Source organism: Amycolatopsis sp. FBCC-B4732 (genome assembly GCF_023008405.1).
Lineage (GTDB): Bacteria > Actinomycetota > Actinomycetes > Mycobacteriales > Pseudonocardiaceae > Amycolatopsis > Amycolatopsis pretoriensis_A.
Map to the genome: position 1 here is coordinate 3359614 of NZ_CP095376.1, position 24126 is coordinate 3383739.

Genomic DNA, 24126 nt, shown 5'->3' on the forward strand with positions numbered 1-24126 from the left:
TTGGAACACCGTTTCCCACTCATGAGCTCGCCGACCGGACCTCGATCCCCACCACGCACGTGTCGTCGTCGGTGTCCGCCGTGCTGTAGGTCAGCAGTGTGTCCAGCTGGTGCTCCAAGCCACCCTCGTGGCGCTCCACCAGGGTCACCAGCCGCGAGACCGTCTCCTGGACCGGGCGGTCGCGGCGCTCGATCAAGCCGTCCGTGTAGATCAGCAGGATGTCGCCCTCCGCCAGGCGGATCTCCTCCTCCTGGTACGTCACGTCCCGGACCGCGCCCAGGAGCGAGCCGCGGATCAGCGGCAGGGTCGTCACCTCGCCGTCGCGGTGGCGGACGATCGGGGGCAGGTGTCCCGCGCGCGCCCAGCGCAACGCCCGGGTCGCCGGGTCGTACACCGCCGCGACCGCGGTCGCCGTCACGTGGTCGGTGAGGTGGTAGGCGACCAGGTTCAGCCAGGTCAGCAGCTGCGCCGGGCCGGCGCCCGTCGCCGCGAGGCCCCGGAGCGCGTTGCGGAGGCTCACCATGCCCGTCGCCGCGTCGATGCCGTGGCCGGCGACGTCGCCGACGCACAGCAGCACCTCGCCGGTCGGCAGCGCGACCGCGTCGTACCAGTCGCCGCCGACCAGGTGCTCCTTCTCGGCCGGCCGGTAGCGGACGGCCGCGCGCAGGCCCGGCATGTCGATCGGCCCCTTGGCCGGCGGCATGATCGCGTGCTGCAGCTGTAGCGCGAGCCGGTTGCGCTCGATCGACTGCTGCTCGGTCTCGGCCAGCTTGTCCCGCGTCGCCGCGAGTGCCACCTCGGTCCAGTGCTGCGACGAGACGTCCTGGTAGGCGCCGCGCACGGCGAGCAGCTCGCCGGCCGCGTCGGCGACCGGCTCGGCGACCACCCGGATGTGCCGGGCGACGCCGTCGGAGCGCTGCAGCCGGAACGCCGTCGAGGACGGGCGCTGGTGGTGCAGCACCGCCCGCAGGAACCGGCCGATCGCCGGCCCGTCGTCGGGGTGCGCGTGCGTGGCCAGTTCGTGCAGCGACAGCGGCGTGGCGGTCGGCGGCAGGCCGTACAGCGCGAACAGCTCGGTGTTCCAGGTGATCGTCCCGGTCACGACGTTCTCCTCGAACCCGCCGATCCGGCCGAGCCGCTGGGCGTGCTGCAGCAGCACGGCGAGCTTCGCCGCGTCGTCCTGGATGCGCAGGATGAGCAGCACGTTGCCGGCGAACCGGGTCACGCTCACGTCGGTGTGCACCGTCAGCGGCACCTGGTCGACGAGGGTGGTGACCGGCAGGCTGCCCGCGCGGAACGGCTCGCCGGTCGCGTAGACGCGGCGGATCTTGTCGAGCAGGCCGCTCTCCTCGGCCGCCAGCGGGTACGCCTCCAGCAGGCGGGTGCCGACGATCCGGCTGCGGGGACGGCCGCCGGGGTCGGCGAACCGGACGTTGGCGTGGTGGATGCGGAAGTCGGTGAGCCGGCCGCCGTCGACGCAGGGCGACAGCAGCACCGCCGGGTCGTGCAGGCCGTCGACGAAGTCCACCAGCTCGCTGAGGAAGTCCCCGGACCCGGCGGCCACCGGCGCGACCACGCCGTCCCACGTGTCGAGCGTGTGCCCGCACAGCTCGGCCAGCGCCTCCAGCTGACGGCGCTGCCGCCCGGGCTCGGCGGGCAGCGGCTCGGGCCAGCACATCTCGACGACGCCGATGATCCGGCCGCCGGTGCCGGTGGGCACCGCGACGCGCCCGCCGCCGGAGAGGGTGTGCTGCCCGAGCGAGGGCAGCCCGGCGCCGGACAGCGTCGGGTACCAGACCGTGTCGCGTTCGAGCAGCGCGTTGCGGGCCGGCGTCGCCACCCCGGGCGGGACGTACCGCCAGCGGGCCGCCTCTTCGGCGGAGAACCCCGCCGACCCGGCCAGCGTGAGCGAACCGTCCGGCCCGGCGAGCCACACCGCGACGGCGGTCGCGCCGAGCGGGCGCAGCGCGTGCTCCAGGATGGACTCCGCGACGCGCTGGGTGTCCCCCGCCGCGAGCACCCCGCTTTCCGCGGTGCGCAGCCGCACCGCGACGGAGTCTTCGCCCTCCGCGCGGGCCAGGAACTCCTGCGCCACTTCGGTGATGCGGTCCTCGGCCGCTTCGCCGACGACGTCCGCGGCGAACTCCAGCGGCGTCAGCCCGGCCCGCCCGGCGAGGCTTTCCAGCTGCCGGGCGGCGTCGGCGGGCGTGCAGTGGAGGCGTTCCATCAGCACGCCCTTGGCCAGCTCGATCAGCGCGCGGCCGTCGGCGACGGCGTGCGCGTGGTCGACCTCGCCGCGCAGCCTGGCGACGGTCTCGGCGAGCCGGGCCAGGTTGGCCGACACCTCGGCCGGGCGCCCCGGGACCGGGAGCAGCTCTTCGTCGGCGGTCACCCGATCACGCCGTCACGTGCCGCTTGATGCGGGCGATCAGGTCGTCCGCGTCGACCGGCTTGGTCACGTAGTCGGTCGCGCCGGAGGCGAGGCTCTTCTCCCGGTCGCCCGGCATCGCCTTGGCCGTCACCGCGACGATCGGGATGGCGGCGTGCTCGGGCATCGCGCGGATCTTCGCGGTCGCGGTGTAGCCGTCCATCTCCGGCATCATCACGTCCATCAGGATCAGGTCGATGCCGGGGTGGGCGGCGACCGTCTCGACGCCCTTGCGGCCGTCTTCGGCGTGCAGCACCTGCATCCCGTGCAGCTCCAGGATCCCGGTCAGCGCGTAGACGTTGCGCGGGTCGTCGTCGACGATCAGCACCGTGCGCCCGGACAGCGTGGTGTCGACGTCGGCCGCCCGCACCGGCGCGGCCGGCTCGTCCGGGCGGACCAGCGGCAGCACCGCGCCGGGCTCTTCGGCCGACAGGTGCAGGGCGATCCGCTCGCGCAGCTCGTCCAGCCCGGACAGCACTTCGAGCGACTGGACGTCCGCGCGGGACTGCACCAGCTGCTCCAGTTCGCTGTCGAGGCGGCGGCTGTTGTGCGCCAGCACCGGCACCAGCCGCAGCGCGCTGTCGCCCTGCATCGCGTCGAGGAACCCGAACGCGGTCCGGTCCGGCAGGTCCAGGTCGAGCACCACGCAGTGGTAGGCGTCGGTGGCGAGCGCGGCCGCGGCCTCCTGGGTGCCGACCGCCGTCACGACTTCGACGTCGGCGGGTGAGAGGCCGATGTCCCGGCTGTCGGCGAGATCCGCGGCGGCGCTCTCGGCGACGAGCGTCAGCAGCCCGTGCTGGCGCTCCTCCACGACGAGCAGCCGCCGGTACGCGCGCGGCGCGGACGTGGTGAGCGCGGTACCCGGATCACCCGCCACGACGAGCGCGCCGGGGTGGTCACCGGCGGGCAGCGTCGCGAAGTCCGGGCGGGCGACCGGCAGCGAGAAGGTGAACGTGCTGCCCTCGCCCAGGGTGCTCTCGGCGGTGATGAACCCGCCGAGCAGCTGGGCGATCTCGCGGCTGATCGACAGGCCGAGCCCGGTGCCGCCGTACTTGCGGCTGGTGGTGCCGTCGGCCTGCTGGAACGCGCCGAAGATCGATTCGAGCTGGTGCTCGGCGATCCCGATGCCGGTGTCGGTGACGCGGAAGGCGACGGCGGCGCCGTGCGCGCGCAGCGGCCGCGGCAGCGTTTCGACGTCGACCGCCTCGATGTGCAGCTCGATCCCGCCGACCTCGGTGAACTTGACCGCGTTGGACAGCAGGTTGCGCAGCACCTGCCGCAGCCGCGAGTCGTCGGTGAGCAGTTCGGGCGGCGAGCCGGGGGCGACGGTGATCCGGAAGTCGAGATTGCGCTGGGAGGTCATCGGCCGGAACGTCGCCTCGACGTAGTCCAGCAGGCCACGCAGCGACACCTGCTCCGGCGTGACGTCCATCTTCCCGGCCTCGACCTTGGACAGGTCGAGGATGTCGTTGATCAGCTGCAGCAGGTCCGAGCCCGCGGAGTGGATGATCCCGGCGTACTCGACCTGCTTGGCGGTGAGGTTGCGGGTCGGGTTCTGCGCGAGCAGCTGGGCGAGGATGAGCAGGCTGTTGAGCGGGGTGCGCAGCTCGTGGCTCATGTTGGCCAGGAACTCCGACTTGTACTTCGACGCCAGCGTCAGCTGCTGGGCGCGGGCCTCCAGCTCCTGGCGGGCCTGCTCGATCTCCAGGTTCTTCGTCTCGATGTCGCGGTTCTGCGTGACCAGCAGCGCCGCCTTCTCCTCCAGCTCGGCGTTGGACGACTGGAGCTCTTCCTGGCGTGCCTGCAGTTCTTCCGAGCGGGCCTGCAGCTCCGCGGTCAGCCGCTGGGACTCCCCGAGCAGCTCGTCGGTGCGGGCGTTGGCGACGATGCTGTTGACGTTGACGCCGATCTGCTCCATCAGCAGCTCGAGGAACCCGCGGTGCACCGTGGTGAAGCCGTGCACCGACGCCAGTTCGATGACGCCGAGCACCTGGTCCTCGACCACGATCGGCAGCACGAAGAGGCTGGCCGGCACGGTGCTCCCGAGGCCGGAGGAGATGGTGGCGTAGCCGGGCGGGACGTCGTCGACGGCGATCGGGCGGCGGCTGCGGGCCGCCTGCCCGACGAGCGACTGGCCGATCCGGAAGCGGGCCACCGGGCCCTCGCCGTCCGGGTGGCCGTACGCGCCGACCAGCCGCAGCTCGGGGACCTCGGCGGTGTCGTCGGCCAGGTAGAACGCGCCGTACTGGGCGTTGACCAGCGGGACCAGCTCGTCCATCACCGCGGCCGCGACGACGGCGAGGTCGCGCCGGCCCTGCATGAGCCCGGTGATGGTGGCCAGGTTGGACTTCAGCCAGTCCTGCTCCTGGTTCGCCCGCGTCGTCTCGCGCAGCGACTCCACCATCGAGTTGATGTTGTCCTTCAGCTCGGCGACCTCGCCGGAGGCGTCGACGGTGATCGAGCGGGTCAGGTCGCCCTCGGCGACGGCGCTGGTGACCTCGGCGATCGCGCGGACCTGCCGGGTGAGGTTCCCGGCCAGCTCGTTGACGTTCTCGGTCAGCCGCTTCCAGGTGCCCGAGACGCCCTCGACCTCGGCCTGGCCGCCGAGGCGGCCTTCGCTGCCGACCTCGCGCGCCACGCGCGTGACCTCCGCGGCGAACGCCGAGAGCTGGTCGACCATCGTGTTGATCGTGGTCTTGAGCTCGAGGATCTCGCCGCGGGCGTCGACGTCGATCTTGCGGGTCAAGTCGCCCTGCGCGACGGCGGTGGTCACCTGGGCGATGTTGCGGACCTGCCCGGTGAGGTTGTTCGCCATCGAGTTGACGTTGTCGGTGAGGTCCTTCCAGGTGCCGGCGACGTTCGGCACGCGCGCCTGGCCGCCGAGCATGCCTTCGGTGCCGACCTCGCGGGCGACGCGGGTGACCTCGTCCGCGAACGCCGAGAGCGTGTCGACCATCGTGTTGATGACGTCGGCCAGCGCCGCGACCTCGCCCTTGGCCTCGACGGTGATCTTGCCGGAGAGGTCACCGCGGGCGACGGCCGTCGCGACCTGGGCGATCGAGCGGACCTGCCCGGTCAGGTTGGACGCCATCACGTTGACGTTGTCGGTGAGGTTCTTCCACGTGCCGGAGACCCCGCGGACGGTCGCCTGGCCACCGAGGTTGCCTTCGGTGCCGACTTCGCGGGCGACGCGGGTGACCTCGTCCGCGAACGCGGACAGCTGGTCCACCATCGTGTTGATGGTGTCCTTGAGCTCGAGGATTTCGCCGCGCGCGTCGACGCGGATCTTCTGGGACAGGTCACCGCGCGCGACGGCGGTGGTGACCTGGGCGATCGAGCGGACCTGCGCGGTGAGGTTGTCGGCCATGACGTTGACCGACTCGGTGAGGTCCTTCCAGGTGCCGGAGACGCCCTTGACGTCCGCCTGGCCGCCCAGCCGTCCCTCGGTCCCGACCTCGCGCGCCACCCGGGTGACCTCGTCCGCGAACGCGGACAGCTGATCCACCATCGTGTTCAGCGTGTCCTTGAGCTCCAGGACCTCGCCGCGGGCGGTCACGTTGATCTTCTGCGAGAGGTCGCCCTTCGCCACCGCGGTGGCGACCTGGGCGATGTTGCGGACCTGGTCGGTCAGGTTGCCCGCCATGAAGTTCACCGAGTCGGTGAGGTCGCGCCAGGTGCCCGAGACGCCCTTGACGTCGGCCTGGCCGCCCAGCCGCCCCTCGGTGCCCACCTCGCGGGCGACGCGGGTGACCTCGTCCGCGAAGGAGGACAGCTGGTCCACCATCGTGTTGATCGTGCTCTTGAGCTCGAGGATCTCGCCCCGGGCGTCGACGGTGATCTTCTGCGAGAGGTCGCCCTTCGCCACCGCGGTGGTCACCTGGGCGACGTTGCGGACCTGGTCGGTCAGGTTCCCGGCCATGAAGTTGACCGAGTCGGTGAGGTCGCGCCAGACGCCGCCGACGCCGGGCACCTGCGCCTGCCCGCCGAGGCGGCCTTCGCTGCCGACCTCGCGGGCCACGCGGGTGACCTCGTCCGCGAAGGAGGACAGCTGGTCCACCATCGTGTTGACGGTGTCCTTCAGCTCGAGGATCTCACCGCGCGCGTCGACGTCGATCTTCTGCGAGAGGTCGCCCTTCGCGACCGCGGTCGCCACCTGCGCGATGTCGCGGACCTGGGTGGTGAGGTTGCCGGCCATGGCGTTCACCGAGTCGGTGAGGTCCTTCCAGGTGCCGGACACGCCGGGGACCTTCGCCTGCCCGCCGAGCTGGCCCTCGCTTCCGACCTCGCGGGCGACGCGGGTGACCTCGGAGGTGAACAGCGACAGCTGGTCGGCCATGCCGTTGAACACGGTGGCGATCTCACCCAGCAGGCCGTCGGCCCCGCCGGGCAGCCGGATGCCGAAGTCGCCGTCGCGGACCGCGGTCAGCCCGGCCAGCAGCCGGCGAAGCTCCTGCTCCCCCGCCTCGCCCACGCCTGCGACCGCGCCTTTGGTCCCCGGGCGCGCCCCTTCGACCATTGCCCCACCCATCCGCCACCCGTTTCTCCGGTCGTCGGCGCCCCGGCGCCGTCCCGGTGAGCACACCGGATGGCTCAGCATAGTGCAGCTGCACTATCCTGAGCGGCAACGGTTGAGCAACCAGCCGCGCCCGTGTCCGCGCGCGCTCCCCAGGCGGTGCTCGAGAGCCTTTCCTTTCCCCCCCAGGCCATCCGGCCACGTTGACCCATTCGGCTGAACGCGCTCCCAGACAGCGGTACCCCACGCACGAGGGGGTCACCGCCCGTTGTCGCGCGCGGCGGTGAGGGGTCCACAATGGACGCTCCACTGTGGACGAGATGGGTCGCGCCGTGGTCGCGAATGAGTCATTCGCGACCATGGCACCGGCGTGTCGCCGAGGCCGGAGCGACCTCGAGCAGGCGGCGCACGGGGGCACAAGCAACTCGGCGCGACCCGGCAGCGAGCACTGCGGTCCGGCAGCAACCGCGCGGCGGCCCCAGGCAGCCCCGCGGCGAGCACCCGGCGGCAAATTGCGCGGCGGCAGCAACCCGCGAGCGGCGGCGTGGGGGCGACCGCAAGCACCCCGGCGGCAGCGAGCAGCGGCGCGGACAACCGCAAGCACCCCACCGGCAACGCGGCGACGGCAAACAACACCGCGAGCAGCCGCCACCGAGCGACGGCGCAGGCGACCGCAAGCACCCCGCCGACAGCGAGCAGCGGCGCAGACAACCGCAAGCACCCCACCGGCAACGCGGCGACGGCAAACAACACCGCGAGCAGCCGCCACCGAGCGACGGCGCAGGCGACCGCAAGCACCCCGCCGACAGCGAGCAGCGGCGCGGACAACCGCAAGCACCCCACCGGCAACCCGCGGCGACACGGGCGACGGCACGACTATCCCGCCGCCCCCGGGGTACCCCTCCGGCATGGATGCCGAGAACCTGGTCGTCGTCGGAAGCGGGCCGGCCGGTGTGTCGGCGGCCCGCGCCTACCGGGAAGCGGGTGGCACCGGGCCGGTCCGCCTGCTCACCGCGGACCCCGACCCGCCCTACGAGCGCCCGCCGCTGTCCAAGGAATTCCTGCGGGGCGAAGCCGATCTCCCACCGCTGGACGAAGAACTCGCCGAAAAGCACGACCTCACCATCACGCTGGACGACCCCGTCACCGAACTGGGCGAGGACAGCGTGCGCACCGCCTCGGGCGCGGTGCACCCGTTCACCGCCTGCGTACTCGCCACCGGCGCGGAACCCGTCCGGCCCGACCTCCCGGGTGCCGACCACCCCGACGTGCGGACCCTCCGATCGGCCGCCGACTCCCGTGCACTGCGAGCGGCCGCGCACGGAGTGCGCAGCGCGATCGTCGTGGGCGCCGGATTCATCGGCTGCGAAGCCGCCATCTCGCTCACCCGGCTCGGGCTTCAGGTGACCATCGTCTGCCCCGACGACGTCCCGCAGGAGAAGCGGCTCGGCCCCGACGCCGGGCGATTCCTCTTGCGCTGGCTCAAATCCGAGGGCGTGAGCGTCCTGCGCGGGACGAAGCTGCTGTCGGTCGAGGGCGGCCACCGGGTCCGCACCGACCTCGTGCCGGTCCTCGACGCGGGGCTCGTCGTGCTCGCCACCGGCGTCCGGCCCCGGATCGGGCTGGCCGAAGCGGCCGGGCTCGCCGTCGAACGAGGCCGGATCCGCACCGACGAACACCTGCGCACCAGCAAGCCCGGCGTGCTCGCCGCCGGCGACGTCGCGCTGGCCTACAACCCGGCGGCCGGGCGCGCACTGGCCGTCGAGCACTGGGGTGAGGGCCTCGCGATGGGCGAAGTCGCCGGGCGGACCGCGGCCGGTGAAGACGCCGTCTGGGACGAGGTTCCCGGCTTCTGGTCGGTGCTCGGCGACCGCGTCCTGAAGTACGCCGCCTGGGGCGACGGCTTCGACCGCGCGCGCCCCTTCCCGCGCGACGACGGGGGTTTCACCGTCTGGTACGAGCGCGAGGGGCGGACGGTCGGCGTCCTCACCCACGAAGCCGACGAGGACTACGAACGGGGCCGGGACCTGATCAAGCGCGGCGTCACAGCCAGTCCTTCTTCTTGAACAACGTGTACAGCCCGACCGAAAGCACCAGCATGACGGTCGTCGAAACCCAGAACCCGAGCGTCGTGCCGTTGCCCGGGTAAGGGACGTTCTGGCCGTAGAACCCGGTCACCGCGGTGGGCACCGCGATCACCGCCGCCCACCCGGTGACCTTCTTCATGATCAGGTTCAGCCGGTCGCTCTGCAGGTTCAGCTGGGTTTCGCGGACTGTCGTGAGGCGTTCGCGCAGCGCCTCGGCGTGGTCGGCGGCCTGCCGCGCGTGGTCGTGGACGTCCTCGAAGTACGGGCGGGTGGTGCCGTCGGCCAGCCTCAGGTCCGGGCGCATCAGCGAGGCGACGACGTCGGGCACGGGAGCCACGACCCGGCGCAGCGCGGTCAGGTTCTTGCGCAGGCGGAACGAGCGCCGCTGCAGCTCGGCGGTGTCCGGGCGGTCGTCGAACACCAGGTCCTCCAGCGCCTCGACCTCGTCGTCGAGCACCTGGACGGCGTCGAAGTGGCCGTCGACGACGTGGTCGAGCAGGCCGTGCAGCAGGAAGGGCACGCCGGACTTCGCCAGGTCGGTGGCCTGGTCCCAGCGGCGGGTGACGGCCTCGATGTCGAACCCGTCGTCCTTGCGGACGGTCACCAGCGCGCGGGGCGTGATGAACACGGCGAGCTCGGCGGTCTCGGTGCGCTCGGCCGCGGCGTCGAACCGGACGGCGTAGGCGGTCAGGAAGGCGTGCCCGTCGTAGCGGTCGAGCTTGGGCCGCTGGTGCTCCTGGACGGCGTCTTCGACGGCGAGCCGGTGCAGGCCCAGCTCCTCGGCGAGCTCGGCCAGGTCCGCTTCGGACGGTTCACAGAGGTCGACCCACACGGTGGTGTCCGGTTCGGCCAGGAAGTCGGAAACGGCCGCTACCGAGAAGTCTTCCTTGTGCAGCACGCCGTCGCGGTAGGCGCGGGTTCTCCTCATGGTCACCGGGTTCCCGATCGGGAAGGCGTTCACACGTCGGCGTAGGCCGCGCGAAAACGGGTACCCGTGGATCTTGTGAACGCACGCCTGCTGGCCGAGCAGCCGCCCAAGCCCCTGTCCTCGCCGCGCACCGCCGCCGTCGTCGGTGCCGAACTGCGCTCCCTGCACACCGCCGGCGAGCTGGACCTGCCGCTGCCCGGCGGCGACGGGACCGCGGCCCGCTGGGCGGCGCTGGCCGCGTTCGGCCGCCGCGACCTGACCCTCGCCCGGCTCGCCGAGGGGCACGCCGACGCCGTCGCGATCCTGGCCGAGGCGGGCCGCTCCCCCGTGCCCGGCGCGCTCTACGGCGTGTGGGCGGCGAAGTCCGGCGGCACCGGCGCGGTGCTCGAAGACGGCGTCCTCACCGGCACGGTCCGGTTCTGCTCGGGACTGTCCCTGCTCGACCGCGCTCTGGTCGCCGCGGGAGATCGGCTGGTGGAGGCGGATCTCGCCGGCCCGGGCGTGCGGCGGCACCCGGACGCCTGGCAGGCGGTCGGGATGGACGCCTCCGACAGCGGCGACGTCGTCTTCGACGGCGTGCGCGCGGACGTCGTCGGCCCGCCCGGCTGGTACGTGGCGCGCCCCGGGTTCGCGCTCGGCGGCGCCGGCGTGGCGGCGGTCTGGCTCGGCGGCGCGGCGGGCGTCTTCGACGGCGTCCTCGCCTACCTGCGTGAGCGCGGCGGCGCCGACGAGCACCAGCTGGCGCACGTCGGCGCGATGCACACCGCGTTGTCCGCCGCCGAGGCCGTGCTCGCCCGGGCCGCCGAGGGACCGGTGGCTCCGCTGCTCGCGGGCACCTGCCGGGCCGCGGCCGAACGGACCGCCGTCGAGGTGCTGGAACGGGCGCTGAAGGTCACCGGGCCGACGCCGGCGTGCCGGGACCGGCGCTTCGCCCAGCGGGTCGCCGATCTGCCGGTGTACGTGCGGCAGCACCACGCCGAGCGGGACCTCGCCGCGCTCGGCCGCGACGTCCTGGGCACGCCGTGACCGCGTATGTTCCCGAAGCCGACTGGGCCGCGCGGCCCGCGTCGCCGGACTGGCCGGCGCAGGCGTTCGAGCGCGCGCTGGTCGTCGCCGCCCACCCCGACGACGAGACGCTCGGCGCGAGCGGGCTCCTGCAGCGCCTGCACGCCGCGGGCACCGGGGTGACGCTCGTCGTCGCGACCGACGGCGAGGCCGCGTTCCCCGCCTCGAGCCCCGCGGAACGCCGTGAGCTGGGCCGGACGCGTCGCCGGGAACTGCGGGATTCCCTGCGGGCACAGGGGCTTTCCGACGTCGAGCCGGTGTGGCTCGGCCTGCCGGACGCCGATCTCGCGGCGTACGGCGGCGAACTGGCGGCGGCGTTGCGGGAGCGCGCCGGCGGTCACGACCTGTGCTTGTTCCCGTGGCCGGACGACCCGCACCCGGACCACCAGGCCGCCGCGCGGGCCGCGCTCGCCGCCGCGCCGCTCACGGCGCAGTGCTGGTCGTACCCGATCTGGCTGTGGCATTGGCTGCGCCCGGACGATCCGGCCATCCCGTGGGCGCGGGCCCGGTCGCTCCGGCTCACGGCGGCGGAGCGCGCCGGCAAGGCGGCCGCGATCGAGGCGTTCCCTTCGCAGCTCGGGCCGGGTCCGCGCGGCGAGGACCCGATCCTGCCGGCGGAGGTGCTGGCCCACTTCGCGCGCGACACCGAGGTGTTCTTCCGCGAGCCGCCGCGGGGTTCGGCGCCGGTCAGCCGGTTCGCGGAGCTGTACGCGGGTGCCGAGGACCCGTGGTCGGTCGGGACGAAGTGGTACGAGCGGCGCAAGCGGGCGGTGGCGCTGGCGTGCCTACCCGACGAGCGCTACGGCACGGTCGTCGAGCCGGGCTGCGGCGTCGGCGCGCTCACCCTCGACCTCGCCGGCCGGGCCGACCGGGTGCTGGCCTTCGACCCCGTGCCCGCCGCCGTCGAGCGCGCCCGCAAGGCCGTCGCCTATCTGTCTCATGTGGACGTCCACATCGGATCGGTGCCCGAGGCCGTCCCGGCCGGCCCGGCCGACCTGTTCGTCTACGGCGAACTGCTGTACTACCTGGACGATCGCGCGCTCGAGGAGACCGTCGAGGCGTCGGTGGCCGCGCTGCGCCCCGGCGGGCACCTGCTCGCGGTGCACTGGCGGCCGTGGGCGCCCGAAGCGCCGCGCGACGGCCGGGACGCCCACGCCCGGCTGCTGGCGCACCCGGCGTTCGAGCCGCTGGTCGAGCACACCGACGACCAGTTCCTGCTGCACGTGCTGAGGCGCCGGTGATCGAGGCGGTCGGCGTCGTCGTCCCGGCGCGGGACGAGGCGGAGCACGTCGGCGCGTGCTTGAACGCGCTCGGCGAAGCCCTTCGGCGGCTGCCGGCCGGGGTCGCGTACGCGGTCTGCGTGGTCGCGGACCGCTGCCGGGACGCAACCGCCGCGACGGCCCACGCGGCGTTCGGCGACCTGCCCGGCACGGTCCTGGTGTCCGAGGCGGCGCGGACGATCGGCGAAGTCCGCGACCTCGGGGTGGCCCGGGTGCGCGAGCTGCTGCGCACGCCGGCGGCCGGGACGCTGCTGCTGAGCACCGACGCCGACACCCGGGTGACGCCCGGCTGGGCGCGGGCGCACCTGGCCCGCGCGCGGCAGGGCTACCACGCGATCGCCGGGACGGCCGAGCTGGCGGTGCCGTTCACCACGTCGGCACGGGCGCTGCGGCAGTACGAGCACGTCCTCGACGACGCACGGACAGCGGCGGGCCACGGCTCGGTGTACGGCGCGAACCTGGCCGTCCGCGGGGACGCGTTCGACGTCGTCGGCGGCTTCGGCCCGCGGGCGACCGGGGAGGACCACGACTTGTGGCGCCGCCTCGGGCAAGCGGGCTTCCGCCGCTGCTTCGAGTCGGCGGCGCCGGTGGTGACGAGCGCTCGCCTGCACGGCCGGGCCCCGGACGGGCTGGCGACGCTGCTCCGCCGGCTGGCCCGGGACCACGACGGGTGCGGCCACCGTTCGTGAGCACCTCGACCCGCGCCCGCGCTCCCGCACCACAGCGGTTGTGGAGGTCGTTCGTAGCGGTTGTCGCTGTTGCGCCACCCGCCGCGCCGCGAAGATCGGCCGGTGACGACCGCCTGGAGGATGCTGCCGGCCGCACTGCTCGTGGCGACGGCCCTGACCGCGGTGCCCGCCGCCGCGGCCACGGCGGAAACCCGGGTCCAGCTCGTCTCCGTCGTCCGCGACACCGTCGGGATCACCTGCGCCGGGAAAGCGGACCGAGTCGTCTGCGAGGCCGTCCACCAGCCCCGGACCTACCTGGCCGTCCTCGTCACAACGCTTCCAGCTCCGCCCGGACCACAGCCACGTGCTCGGCTCCCCCGTACTCCCGCAGCATCGCCAGCGCTTCCGTGAACAGCTCACGCGCACGAACCGGCGACCCCAGCCCCGCGTAGGCCCGACCGAGCTCGGCCAGCGTCATGGCCTCGTACGACCGCACGCCCGCGGCGCGCCACAGCTCGGCACTCCGCCGCAGCTCCTCGACGGCGTCGGCGTACCGCCCCTCCTCGCGGTGGACCGTGCCGATCCGCATCCACCCGTACGCCACCCCCCGCAGATCGTCGGTACCTTCGCCGACGGCGACCGCTTCGGTCGCGTACGCGAGCTCGCGGGAGCGATCGCCCTGACGGCCGTAGAGCACGCCGAGGTTCACCAGGTTCAGCGTCTCGACGTGGCGCAGCCCGAGCGACCGGTTGAGCGCCAGGCCCCGCTCGCCGAACTCGATGGCTTCGTCGACGTCGTCGCCGAGGCCGAACACGAAGCAGAGGTTGTTGAGGATCCCGGCGAGCTGGCGGGGGTCGCCGATCTCCTCCCAGTCCGCGAGGCTCCGCCGCAGGTGCGCGTGGGAGCGGCGGTAGTCGGCCGCCTCGCCGCCGTGGGCCAGTTCGGCCTCGGCGACCCCGAGGTCGTTGCGCAGCGTCGCCGCCGCCACCGGGTCGACGCCGTCGACCAGGGTCAGCGCCACCTCGTCGACCTGGATGGCGTCGCGCCACCGCGCCCGCGCCCGGTGGTATTCGAACAGGCCGAGCCCGACGGCCGCGATCGCTTCGGCGGGCACCCCCGGCGTCGCCGCCGCCTGCCGCACGAGCGTGACGAGGTGCGCCTGGTGCCGGTCGAGCCAGCCGAACACCTCCTCTGTCGTGGCCGATCCGCCGGCCGCCCAGCGCCCGGCCGCCCAGTCGTGGCGGTGCGAGGCCGCCGAGACCAGCGCCATGCTCTGCCACGCGACGGAGGCGCACAGCTCGACGACGCGGGTGATCGCGGCGGCCCGCTCGGCCGCGGGGAGCCGCCCGGCGTGCTCGCGGGCGTAGAGCCGCAGCAGGTCGTGCAGCCGGTACCAGCCCGGGGCGGGCGTGGTCAGCAGGTGCTCGTCGGTCAGCCGTTCCAGCAGGTTCTCGGCCACGCGGTCCGGGACGTCGAGCAGCCGTCCCGCGACGGGCACCGACAGCTCCGGCACGTCGAGCAGGGACAACAGCGGGTACGCGCGGGCCGCGGCGTCGTCCAGCGCCCCGAAGGCGAGCGCGAAACTGGTGCGGACGCCGGTTTCGTCGAGGCGGCGGCTCTCGTCGCCGAGCCGGTGCGCGAGGTGGGCGACCGGCCACGACGGCCGCGTCGCCAGCCGCGCGCCGGCCAGGTGCAGCGCCAGCGGGAGGTACCCGCACAGGCGCACGACGGCCCGGGCCGCGGCGGGCTCGGCGGCGACGCGGTCCGCGCCGATCTCCGCCGCCAGCAGGCGCAGCGCGTCCGGCTCGGGCAGGACGTCCAGCAGCACCTGGTGCGCCTGGGGCAGGTCCGGCAGCGCGGCCCGGCTCGTCACGATGGCCGCGGAACCGCCCGCGCCCGGAAGGAGCGGAGCCACGTGCGCGGCGTCCCGCGCGTTGTCCAGCAAGAGCAGGACGCGCTTCCCCGCGAGCGCCGAGCGGAACCGCGCCGACGCGGAGCCGAGCGTCAACGGCGTCGGCGGCTCGCCGCCGAGCTCGCGGATCAGGCGGTCGAGCAGGTCCAGGGGATCCGGCGGGTCGGCGGCGTGGCCGCGCAGGTCGAGGTGCAGCGAGCCGTCCGGGAACCGCCGGGCGAGCCGGTGCCCGGCCTCCAGGGCCAGCGCGGTCTTGCCGACCCCGGCCATGCCGGCGATGGCGACCACGACACCCGGCCGAGGGTCGGCGAACAGGCCGAGCACGCGGTCGAGCTCCACTTCGCGGCCGGTGAACGCGGCGACCCCGCCCGGCAGTTCCCGCGGCACGGCGGTGGTTCCCGCCGGGGTCTTCGGGCGCGCACCCGCGGCGGCGAACTCCGTGCGGGCGTCGCCGGCCAGGTCGAGGGCGTCGGCGAGCCGGTCGAGGGTTTCGCGGTGCGGGAACCGGCGCTCCCCGCGTTCGAGCGCCCCGACGGCCTGGGCGCTGAGCCCGGCCGCCTCGGCGAGCGTCTCCTGCGTCAGCCCGGCCGCGCGCCGCAACCGGCGCAGCCGTGCCCCGAACGACTCCATCCGCCCCCTCCTCCCGAGGCGGAATCCTACGATGAGACGGCCGGGAGCATTGTCGCGGAAGATCGTATCGCTTATCGTATACGACGCTGTCCTCCTCCCGACGCTGCGAGGTGACCCCGTGCCCGCCCCCACGACCCTCATCGCCCGCGACTTCACCGAGTTCCGCACCGCCGTCTCGCAGTCGTTCGTCCCGCTGCACGTCACGGCGGGCGGTGACGGCTTCCGCGGCCGGATCCGCTCGTCGGGCGCCGACGAGGTGCAGGTCTCCGAGGTGACCGCCTCTCCCCACGTCGTCGAGCGCACGCCCGAGCTGATCGCCCGCGCCGAGCGGCGCTACTACAAGCTGAGCCTGATCCTGGCCGGCACCGGGCTGCTGGTGCAGGACGACCGCCAGGCCGTGCTGCGCCCCGGCGACGTCGCCCTCTACGACACGCACCGGCCGTACTCGCTGGTGTTCGAAGAGGACTTCCGGACGCTGGTGGTGATGTTCCCGCAGCGGCTGATCGACCTGCCCGCCGAGCTCGTCGGGCGGCTGACCGCGGTGCGGATGTCGGGCAAGGAGGGCGTCGGCAACGTCGTCGTGCCGTTCCTCGCCCAGCTCGGCGGCAACCTCGAGCAGCTGGCGGGCCCGGCGGGCGCGCGGCTCGCGCACAGCGCGGTCGACCTGCTCTCGACGCTGGTCGCGACCGAGCTCGACCTCGCGCACGCGGGCGCCGACCCGCACCACGAGCTGATGCGCCGCATCCGCGCGCACATCGACGCGAACCTGCACTCCGCCGACCTGACCCCGGCGCGGATCGCCGCCGAGCACTTCATCTCGACGCGGCACCTGCACGGGCTGTTCCAGGAGCAGGGCACCACGGTCTCCGGCTGGATCCGCACGCGCCGCCTCGAGCACTGCCGCCGCGACCTGCTCGACCCGGTCTACTCGGGCCGCCCGGTCGCGGCGATCGCCGCGCGCTGGGGGTTCGTCGACGCCGCCCACTTCAGCCGCGTGTTCAAGACCGCGTTCGGCCGGGCACCGAGCGAGCTGCGCCGGGAGTTGACGGTCAGCGCGTGACCGCTCGCCGGGGCGAGGTGCCCGCCCGGCGATCAAGCCATTTCCGCGCCCTCGCCGGGCGGCTGCCGACGCTCGGCGGCACCCTGTCCGGTGGAGCGCCGAGCGGTGCTCGACCGGGTCGCTCGCCGGCGCTGGGAGTTGACCGAGTTGCGCCGGGAGTCGCCATTCCCGAGCGGCTGCCGACGCTCGGCGGCACCCGCCCGACGGCGGTGCCCCACCGAATCGCGTCCACGTCGCTCGCCCGGCGCCGGGAGTTGACCGTCAGCGTCCGGTAGTTGCCCCGCAGCGCGTGACCGCTCGCCCGGACCCGGCCCCCGCCCGACGATGAGGCCATGTCCGAAGCCCCCACCGACGGCTGGCGCACCTACGACGAGTTCGCCGCCGGGATCGCCACCTACCGCCTGCCGGACGCCGACCTCACCGGCCGGGACGTCACGATCACCCTCGACGACGGCGAAGTCCTTTCGCTGAGCTTCGAAGACGCCGAGCACGTCGTGCTCAACGGCGTCGAGGACCCGTACGACGCCGTCGCCGTGCGCGACGACGTCTTCTTCGTGAACCTGCCGCTCACCAGCGTCGACGGCGAGGCGCTCACCGTCGTGTTCTCCACGACGTCGCACCGCGCGCTCGCCGTCCGCTCCGTGATCGGCGCCGAGGACGTCGAGGACGTTCCCCGCGTCTCCCAACGCTTCTGGTCCGGCGTCACCGACGGCGGAACCCCGTCCGGTGCCGTGCCCGGGCCGTCGCGGGACCTGATCGGCAAGCGGAACCTCTACCGCTACAGCCCCGACCACCTCTACGAGCACGTCTACGTCTCCTCGGAGCGCTACGCCTGGCAGTGCTTGGAAGGCGTCCAGCGCGGCCATGGCGACATGGACCTCTCGACCGTGTGGAAGTTCGCCGACGGGCTGTACCTGTTCTGCTTCCGCGAGTTCCGGATCGCCGTCGCGAGCGTGTGGCTGCACGACCTCGGCTACGCGCTGCGCACCACCGGCGTGTTCCTCGGGCTGACCGGCGAGGGCCGCTCCGAGCACTCCCGCGCCGGCGGCCACGTCTACCCGCTCGGCTCGGTCAGCTACCCCGACGCCCAGCCCGTCTGAAGGAGCTTCAAGTGTCCAATGTGGACGTCATCCGCGCGCACTACGCCGCCAGCGACCGGGGCGACCTGCCCGGCATGCTCGCCCCGCTCGGCCCGAAGACGACGTGGACCGAAGCCGCCGGTTTCCCCTACGCCGGCACCTACACCGGCCCGGACGAGGTGGCCGAGCACGTCTTCGCCGCCATCGGGCGGGACTGGGACGGCTACCGCTTCACCCTCGAAGACCTGCTGGACGCCGGGGACGCGGTGATCGGCGTCGGCACCTACACCGGCACGCACCGCCGGACCGGCCGGTCCTTCACCGCCCGCGTCGCGCACCTGTGGCGCTTCGACGGCGGCGAGGTCGCCGCCTTCGAGCAGATCGTCGACTCCGCGCCCGTCGTGGCCGCAACCCGGGAGCAGCAATGAGAAAAGTCCTTCCCACCCTCGCGGTAGCCGTGCTCCTGGCCACCGCGGGCTGCGCCGGCTCCGACGCCGGTTCGAGCGGCCCGATCGTCGTCGGCTCGGTCAACGCGCTCAGCGGCGCGGCCACCTTCCCGGAGTCCTCGCAAGCGGCGAAGGCGGTGTTCGACGCGGCCAACGCCGCCGGCGGCGTCAACGGCCGCCGGATCGAGTACAAGGCGATCGACGACAAGGGCGACCCGTCGGCCGCCGCGGCCGCCGCGCGTGAGGTGGTCGGCGGCGACTCGGCCGTCGCGCTGGTCGGGTCGTCGAGCCTCATCGAGTGCGAGATCAACGAGAAGTACTACGAGCAGCAGAAGATCCTGTCGATGCCGGGCATCGGTGTCGACCCGGCGTGCTTCTCCAGCCCGAACATCGCGCCGGTCAACGTCGGCCCGTTCCACGACATGACGCTCACCCTGCTCTACGGCTCCGAGGTGCTGAAGCTCGACGACGTCTGCGCGCTGCTGGAGATCGCGGGCAACACGCTCCCGGCGTACCAGGCCGCGATCGACGAGTGGACGAAGATCACCGGCAAGAAGCTGAAGTACGTCGACTCGACCGTCCCCTACGGAGGGTCGGACTACACGCCCTACATCGTCAAGGCGCGCGCGGCGGGCTGCAAGGCGATCACGGTCAACCCGGTGGAGCCGGACTCGATCGGCCAGCTCAAGGCCGCGCAGGCGCAGGGCTGGACCGACGTCACGTGGCTGCTGCTGACCAGCGTCTACAGCGAAAACTACGCCAAGGCGATCTCGAACGCCGGCGCCGGGGTCTACGTGCCGGCCGAGTTCTCCCCGTTCACCGACGCGGCGGCGCCGGCGAACCAGGAGTGGCGGGACCTGATGGCGAAGAACAAGATCCCGCTGACGTCGTTCAGCCAGGGCGGCTACCTGGCGGCGAAGTACTTCCTCGCCGTGCTGCGCGGGATGAAGGGCGACATCACGCGCGAGACGGTGACCAAGGCGCTGCGCGAGATGAAGCCGATCAGCGACCCGATGGTCGGCACGCCGTACGTGTTCGGGCCCGCGCAGGCGCACCACGACAACACCGCGGGCTGGCCGATCAAGCTGGCCACCGGGACGAACAAGTGGGAGCTCTCGGCGCGGGACTGGCTGCGGATCCCCCGGTCCTAGGAGGACGTTCATGCTGCAGGGCGCACTGGCCGGCCTCGCCGCCGGCGGCCTCTACGCGGTGCTCGCGGTCTGCCTGACCCTGATGTCGCGGCTGGTGCGGGTGGTCAACTTCGCCCAGTCCGCGACCGGGATGTTCGGCTGCTACGTCGCCGTCTTCCTCGCCGTCCACCTGGGTTTCCCGGAGTGGCTGGCGACGCTGGCGGGCATCCTGCTCGGCGGCGCGCTGAGCGCGGTGCTCGGCTGGATCGTCTCGACGTGGCTCGCCGAGGCCGACACCGGGACGCGGTCGGCGGTGACGGTGGCCGTGCTCCTGCTGCTGATCTCGCTGGCGTTCATCCTGTTCGGCAACAAGCCGCAGCCGTTCCACCCGCTGCTGGCCGGCCCCGCGTTCACCGTCGGTGGCGTGGTGGTCAGCCAGGTCACCGTGGTGACGGTGGCGCTCGCGGTGCTGGTGGCGCTGGGCTGCCGCGCGGTGCTCGCCCGGACGTCGCTGGGCGTCCGGCTGCGGGCGTTGTCGGAACGCCCGACGACGGCGGAGCTGCTGGGCATCCCGGCCCGGCCGCTGTCGGTCGGCGTCTGGACGGCGACCGGGGTGATCGCCACCCTCGCGGTGTCGATCGTGGCGCCGTCGCAGTCGAACGACCCGACGTCACTGGCGATGCTGGTGGTCCCGGCCGCGGCGGCCGCCCTCCTCGGCGGCTTCCGCCGGCTGGACCTGGCCGTGGCGGGCGGCTTGGTCCTCGGCATGGCGCAGGGCGCGGTCGCGCAGGCCGACAAGCTGTCGGTGCTGCGGTACTTCCTCCCGTTCCTGGTCATCGTGGCACTGCTGCTGTGGACGCAGCGCAAGGAGGTGTGGGATGCGGCTCGCTGAAAACCCGCTCGCGCGGGCGGCCCTGCCCTTCCTGGTCGCCGCCGCGGCGATCGCCGCCGGGTACGCGCTCAGCGTCGGGCTCGCCGGGTACTTCGTCTACCTCGGCGTCAGCGCGGTCGTCGCGGCGATCGCCCTCCTCGGGCTCGGCGTGGTCACCGGGACCGCGGGCATGATCTCCCTCTGCCAGCTCACCTTCGCGGCGGTCGGCGCGTTCGTCGTCTCCGCGTGCAACGTCGCCGGCGTGCCCGGCGGGTTCGTCACCTGGCTGCTCCTCGGCGGCCTGGCCGCGGCGCTCGCCGGAGTCCTCGTCGGGCTGCCCGCGCTGCGGCTGCGGGGCATCACCCTCGCCGTCGTCACCCTCGGGCTGGCCGCGGCCGCCGACCTCACGCTCGTGCAGATCCAGTTCCCCGGCGCCACCGAAGGCACGTCGGTCGAGCGGCCCGAGGCCTTCTCCGACGACCGGTCCTACTTCCTGTTCGCCGTGCTGGTGCTCGTCGCCTGCGGGCTGCTCGTGCACTTCCTGCGCCGCGGCCGCTGGGGCAGCAGCTGGCACCTGGTCGCCTTCTCCGAACGCGGGACCGCCGCCGTCGGCGCGGGTGTCCGCACCTCCAAGCTCACGGCGTTCGCGGTCAGCGCCGCGCTCGGCGGGATCAGCGGGGGCCTGCTCACCGGGCAGGTCGGCCTCGCCTTCCCGGCGAGCTTCACCGCCATCCAGTCCCTCGCGCTGTACGTGCTGGCGATCATGTCCGGCGCGCACCTGATCGACATGGCCGTGTTCGGCGCGCTGCTCTGGGTCGCCGTCCCCGAGCTGCTCAAGCGCTGGGGCGTGCCGCAGGACTGGGGGTTCGTGGTGTTCGGCGTGCTCGGCGTCCAGGCCCTCACCGGCCGCGGCAACCTCGGCACGGCCGTGCGCAACCTCTGGTACCGCCGCGGCGCCCCCGCGGGTGTCGGGCTCGCCACCGAGGTCGCCGACGTCGAACCGCTGCCACCCGGCGACCCCGTCCTGGCGGTGCGCGGCCTGAGCGTCTCCTTCGGACACGTCGTCGCGCTGTCCGATGTGGACATCACCGTGCCCGAGCACGGGATCCTCGGCGTGATCGGGCCGAACGGCGCCGGGAAGTCCACTTTGGTCGACGCGATCAGCGGCTTCCTGCCCCGGGCGGACGGCACCGTCACCCTCGGCGGCCGCCCGCTCACCGGCTCGCCCACCCGCCGGGCCCGCGCCGGGCTGCGGCGGACGTTCCAGCAGGACCGCGTCCCGCCCGGCCTCACCGTCGGCGCGTACGTCCGGTTCGTCGCCCGGCGACGGCTCACCGGTGGCGAAGTCGCCGACGCGCTGGAGTTCTTCGGCTGCCCCGCGCCGCGGACAGCACTGTCGCGAGTGGACGCGGGCGCGCGGCGGCTCGTCGAGGTCGTCGGCCACCTGCTGGCGAAGCCCCGGGTGCTGCTGCTCGACGAACCCGCGGCCGGGCTGCCGCACGAGGAGCACGTCGCGTTCGGGCGGCGGCTGCGGCAGGTGCCCGCCCGGTTCGGGGTGTCGGTGCTGCTCATCGAGCACGACCTCGACCTGGTCCGGTCGGTCTGCGACACGCTCACGGTGCTCGACTTCGGTCAGGTGCTGGCGAGCGGCCCGCAGGCGGACGTGCTGGCCGACCCGGCCGTGCTGAAGGCGTACATGGGTGAAACGGAGCTGCTGTGAACGCGTTGCGAGTCCACGGGCTGACGGTGAAGCGCGGAGCCGGGCCGGTCATCCGCGACGTCGACCTCGTCCTCGAGCCCGGCCGGATCACCGCGCTGGTCGGGCCCAACGGGGCCGGCAAGACGAGCTTGCTGGAAGGCGTGTCGGGCGTGGTGGCGCCCTCGGCGGGCAGCGTCCACGTCGGCGGGGTGAACGTCACCCGGCACTCGCGGGTGGCGCGGGCGCGGCTCGGGCTGGCGCACATCGAGCAGGGCCGGGCGGTGTTCCCCGGGCTGACGGTGCTGGAGAACCTCCGCCTGACCGCCCGCACCCCGGCGGGCGTCGACGAAGTCCTCGCGCTGTTCCCCGAGCTGGAGAAGCGCCGCGACTCCCCCGCGGCCCTGCTCTCCGGCGGCGAGCAGCAGATGGTGGTGCTGGCGCGGGCGTTCGCGGCCCGCCCGGCGTTCCTGCTCATCGACGAGATGTCGCTGGGCCTGGCGCCGGTGGTGTTCACGCGCCTGCTGCCGGTGGTCACGAAGTTCGCCGCCGAGGGGGCGGCGATCCTGCTGGTGGAGCAGTTCACGCACCTGGCCCTCGGCGTCGCGCAGGAGGCGGTGGTCGTCTCGTCGGGCCGCGTCACGTACGCCGGCGACGCCCGGACCCTCCTCGACTCCCCCGCCACCCTCCACTCCGCCTACCTCGGGTCGTGAGTGTTCAGGAGGGTGGGAACCCTCCTGAACACTCACGACCCGAGGTGTCACATCCCGGCGCGCTCGAAGGCCAGCGTCGGGAGGTCGACGGCGTGGGCGCCGCCGTCGGCGACCAGGACCGCGCCCGTGATGTAGGACGACTCCGCCGAGCCCAGGAACCGCACGATCGCCGCGATCTCCGCCGGCTCGGCGGGGCGCCGCAGCGGGACCTCCGCCGTCACGCGGCGGTAGCCCTCCTCGTGGCCGCCGGTGAAGCCCGCCGCCGCGGCGAACTGGTCCATCTCGCCGTCCGCCATCGGGGTGCGCACCCAGCCGGGGCAGACCGCGTTCGCGCGCACCCCGCGCGGCCCGAAGTCGCGGGCGATCGACCGGGTCAGCCCGATCAGCGCGTGCTTCGCGACGGTGTAGCCGGCGACGTTCGGCCCGGCGAACAGCCCGGCCAGCGACGACACCACGACGACCTGCCCGCCGGTCTCCACCAGCGACGGCAGCGCGGCCCGGCACAGCACGAACGCGCTCGACAGGTTCGAGCGCAGCGCCAGCTCCCACTCCTCGTCGCCGGTGTCGACGACCGAAGACAGGCCGTGCCCGCCGGCGTTGGCGACCACGACGTCGAGCCGCCCGTACTTGCCGACGATCTCCGCGATCGCGCTTTCGGCGTCCTCGCGCACGCTCGCGTCGCACGCGATGACGTGCGCGCCGGTTTCCGCGGCCACCTTCTCGAGGGGCTCGCGCCGGCGTCCCAGCACGACGACGTGCGCGCCTTCACCGGCGTACCGGCGGGCGACCGCCGCGCCGATGCCGGTACCGCCGCCGGTGATCGCGACGACTTTGCCTGATGAGTCCACTGTGGATCCTTTCCTAAGCGGGGAACGCCGAGCGGGCCGACATCCCGAAGTCGGCCAGCAGGGCTTGGCCGTTGACCGGCCGCGAAGCCGGGGACGCGAGGAACAGCACCTGCCGGGCGACGTCGGCGGCGGCCTGCACCGGGAACGCGGGGTCGTCCAGGACGGCGCCGAGGTCGGCGCGCGCCATCGGCGTGTCCACCACCGACGGGCAGACGCAGTTGACCCGGATCCCCGGCACCTCGACCGCGAGCGCGCGGGTCATCGCGACCACCGCGCCCTTGGACGCGCAGTAGGGCACCATGCCCGGCGCGGCCGTGAACGCCGAGTCGCTGCCGAGCAGGACCACCGCGCCGCCGTCGGCCAGCCACGGCAGCACGTGCTTGACCAGCAGGAACTGCCCGGTGACGTTGACGGCGAGGACCCGCGCGACGGCGTCGGCCGTGGTCGCGGCCAGCGGCGTGCCGACCGGGCCGGAGATCCCGGCGCAGCCGACGACCGCGTCGAGGCCGCCGAAGTCCCGGGCGACGGTGTCCACCGCGGCGGCCAGCGCGGGCTCGTCGGTGACGTCCGCCTGGACGACGCCGGGCCCGGGTTCGCGGTCGATGACGCCGACCCGGGCCCCTTCGGCGCGCAACGCCCGCACGCAGGCCAGCCCGATGCCGGACGCCCCGCCGGTCACGAGGACCGCCTTCCCGGCGAGATCTGTTCGCATGCGCCCATCCTCGCCGCGGGCGGCGGAGACGTGGTTGGCCTCGAGCGCAGCGTTGTTGAC

At 73.7% G+C, this 24126-nt stretch carries 17 protein-coding genes; 11 read left to right on the forward strand and 6 right to left on the reverse strand.

The annotated features are described in order from the left end of the window. Positions 1–19: 19 nt before the first annotated feature. Entirely contained in the window at positions 20–2392 is a 2373-nt protein-coding gene (locus MUY14_RS14475) for a SpoIIE family protein phosphatase (RefSeq protein ID WP_247023517.1), read from the reverse strand. Positions 2393–2396: 4 nt separating this feature from the next. Then, positions 2397–6944 (reverse strand): HAMP domain-containing protein, encoded by a 4548-nt coding sequence (locus MUY14_RS14480; protein ID WP_247023519.1) that lies wholly within the window; start codon positions 6942–6944, stop codon positions 2397–2399. Positions 6945–7849: 905 nt separating this feature from the next. On the opposite strand from MUY14_RS14480, the gene MUY14_RS14485 reads away from it, so the two are divergent. After that, positions 7850–9007: an NAD(P)/FAD-dependent oxidoreductase gene (locus tag MUY14_RS14485; RefSeq protein ID WP_247023520.1), complete on the forward strand. Its 1158-nt coding sequence runs from the start codon at positions 7850–7852 to the stop codon at positions 9005–9007. Here the strand turns inward: MUY14_RS14485 and MUY14_RS14490 are convergent. Further along, positions 8985–9956 (reverse strand): magnesium transporter CorA family protein, encoded by a 972-nt coding sequence (locus tag MUY14_RS14490; protein ID WP_247023522.1) that lies wholly within the window; start codon positions 9954–9956, stop codon positions 8985–8987. The two genes, MUY14_RS14485 and MUY14_RS14490, sit on opposite strands and share 23 nt — an antisense overlap. Positions 9957–10022: 66 nt before the next feature. Between MUY14_RS14490 and MUY14_RS14495 the strand changes: the two genes are divergently transcribed. Genes MUY14_RS14495 through MUY14_RS14505 form a run of 3 tightly spaced genes read left to right on the forward strand, consistent with a single transcriptional unit; the run spans position 10023 to position 12990 of the window. Further along, entirely contained in the window at positions 10023–10982 is a 960-nt protein-coding gene (locus MUY14_RS14495; protein ID WP_247023524.1) for an acyl-CoA dehydrogenase family protein, read from the forward strand. Further along, positions 10979–12262: a bifunctional PIG-L family deacetylase/class I SAM-dependent methyltransferase gene (locus MUY14_RS14500; protein WP_247023526.1), complete on the forward strand. Its 1284-nt coding sequence runs from the start codon at positions 10979–10981 to the stop codon at positions 12260–12262. The genes MUY14_RS14495 and MUY14_RS14500 overlap by 4 nt, the downstream gene beginning before the upstream one ends. Continuing rightward, on the forward strand, positions 12259–12990 hold the full coding sequence (locus tag MUY14_RS14505) for a glycosyltransferase family 2 protein (RefSeq protein WP_247023527.1): 732 nt from the start codon (positions 12259–12261) through the stop codon (positions 12988–12990). The genes MUY14_RS14500 and MUY14_RS14505 overlap by 4 nt, the downstream gene beginning before the upstream one ends. Before the next feature lie 307 nt (positions 12991–13297). On the opposite strand, the gene MUY14_RS14510 is transcribed toward MUY14_RS14505, so the two are convergent. Next, entirely contained in the window at positions 13298–15511 is a 2214-nt protein-coding gene (locus MUY14_RS14510; RefSeq protein ID WP_247023528.1) for a helix-turn-helix domain-containing protein, read from the reverse strand. 118 nt (positions 15512–15629) lie between these two features. Here MUY14_RS14510 and MUY14_RS14515 point away from each other — a divergent pair, with 118 nt between their 5' ends. The 7 genes from MUY14_RS14515 to MUY14_RS14545 all read left to right on the forward strand — a co-directional run bounded on the left by MUY14_RS14515 (position 15630) and on the right by MUY14_RS14545 (position 22506). Beyond that, positions 15630–16571, forward strand: coding sequence for a helix-turn-helix domain-containing protein (locus tag MUY14_RS14515; RefSeq protein WP_247023529.1), 942 nt, complete (start codon positions 15630–15632; stop codon positions 16569–16571). Positions 16572–16903: 332 nt separating this feature from the next. Further along, positions 16904–17671, forward strand: a complete 768-nt coding sequence (locus MUY14_RS14520; RefSeq protein ID WP_247023530.1) for a MoaF C-terminal domain-containing protein — start codon at positions 16904–16906, stop codon at positions 17669–17671. A gap of 11 nt (positions 17672–17682) precedes the next feature. Next, positions 17683–18078 carry a nuclear transport factor 2 family protein gene (locus tag MUY14_RS14525; protein WP_247023531.1) on the forward strand — a complete coding sequence of 132 codons (396 nt, stop codon included), beginning with the start codon at positions 17683–17685 and terminating at the stop codon, positions 18076–18078. After that, entirely contained in the window at positions 18075–19247 is a 1173-nt protein-coding gene (locus MUY14_RS14530; protein ID WP_247023532.1) for an ABC transporter substrate-binding protein, read from the forward strand. Before MUY14_RS14525 ends, MUY14_RS14530 begins: the two co-directional genes overlap by 4 nt. A gap of 10 nt (positions 19248–19257) precedes the next feature. Further along, positions 19258–20118: a branched-chain amino acid ABC transporter permease gene (locus tag MUY14_RS14535; protein ID WP_247023533.1), complete on the forward strand. Its 861-nt coding sequence runs from the start codon at positions 19258–19260 to the stop codon at positions 20116–20118. Next, on the forward strand, positions 20105–21817 hold the full coding sequence (locus MUY14_RS14540; protein WP_247023534.1) for an ABC transporter permease subunit: 1713 nt from the start codon (positions 20105–20107) through the stop codon (positions 21815–21817). Before MUY14_RS14535 ends, MUY14_RS14540 begins: the two co-directional genes overlap by 14 nt. Further along, positions 21814–22506, forward strand: coding sequence for an ABC transporter ATP-binding protein (locus MUY14_RS14545; RefSeq protein ID WP_247023535.1), 693 nt, complete (start codon positions 21814–21816; stop codon positions 22504–22506). The genes MUY14_RS14540 and MUY14_RS14545 overlap by 4 nt, the downstream gene beginning before the upstream one ends. A gap of 47 nt (positions 22507–22553) precedes the next feature. Here MUY14_RS14545 and MUY14_RS14550 read toward each other — a convergent pair whose 3' ends face one another. Both MUY14_RS14550 and MUY14_RS14555 read right to left on the reverse strand, forming a co-directional pair. Further along, positions 22554–23354, reverse strand: coding sequence for an SDR family NAD(P)-dependent oxidoreductase (locus tag MUY14_RS14550; protein ID WP_247023536.1), 801 nt, complete (start codon positions 23352–23354; stop codon positions 22554–22556). A 13-nt stretch (positions 23355–23367) separates the two neighbouring features. Then, positions 23368–24066 carry an SDR family NAD(P)-dependent oxidoreductase gene (locus tag MUY14_RS14555; RefSeq protein WP_247023537.1) on the reverse strand — a complete coding sequence of 233 codons (699 nt, stop codon included), beginning with the start codon at positions 24064–24066 and terminating at the stop codon, positions 23368–23370. Positions 24067–24126 lie beyond the last annotated feature (60 nt).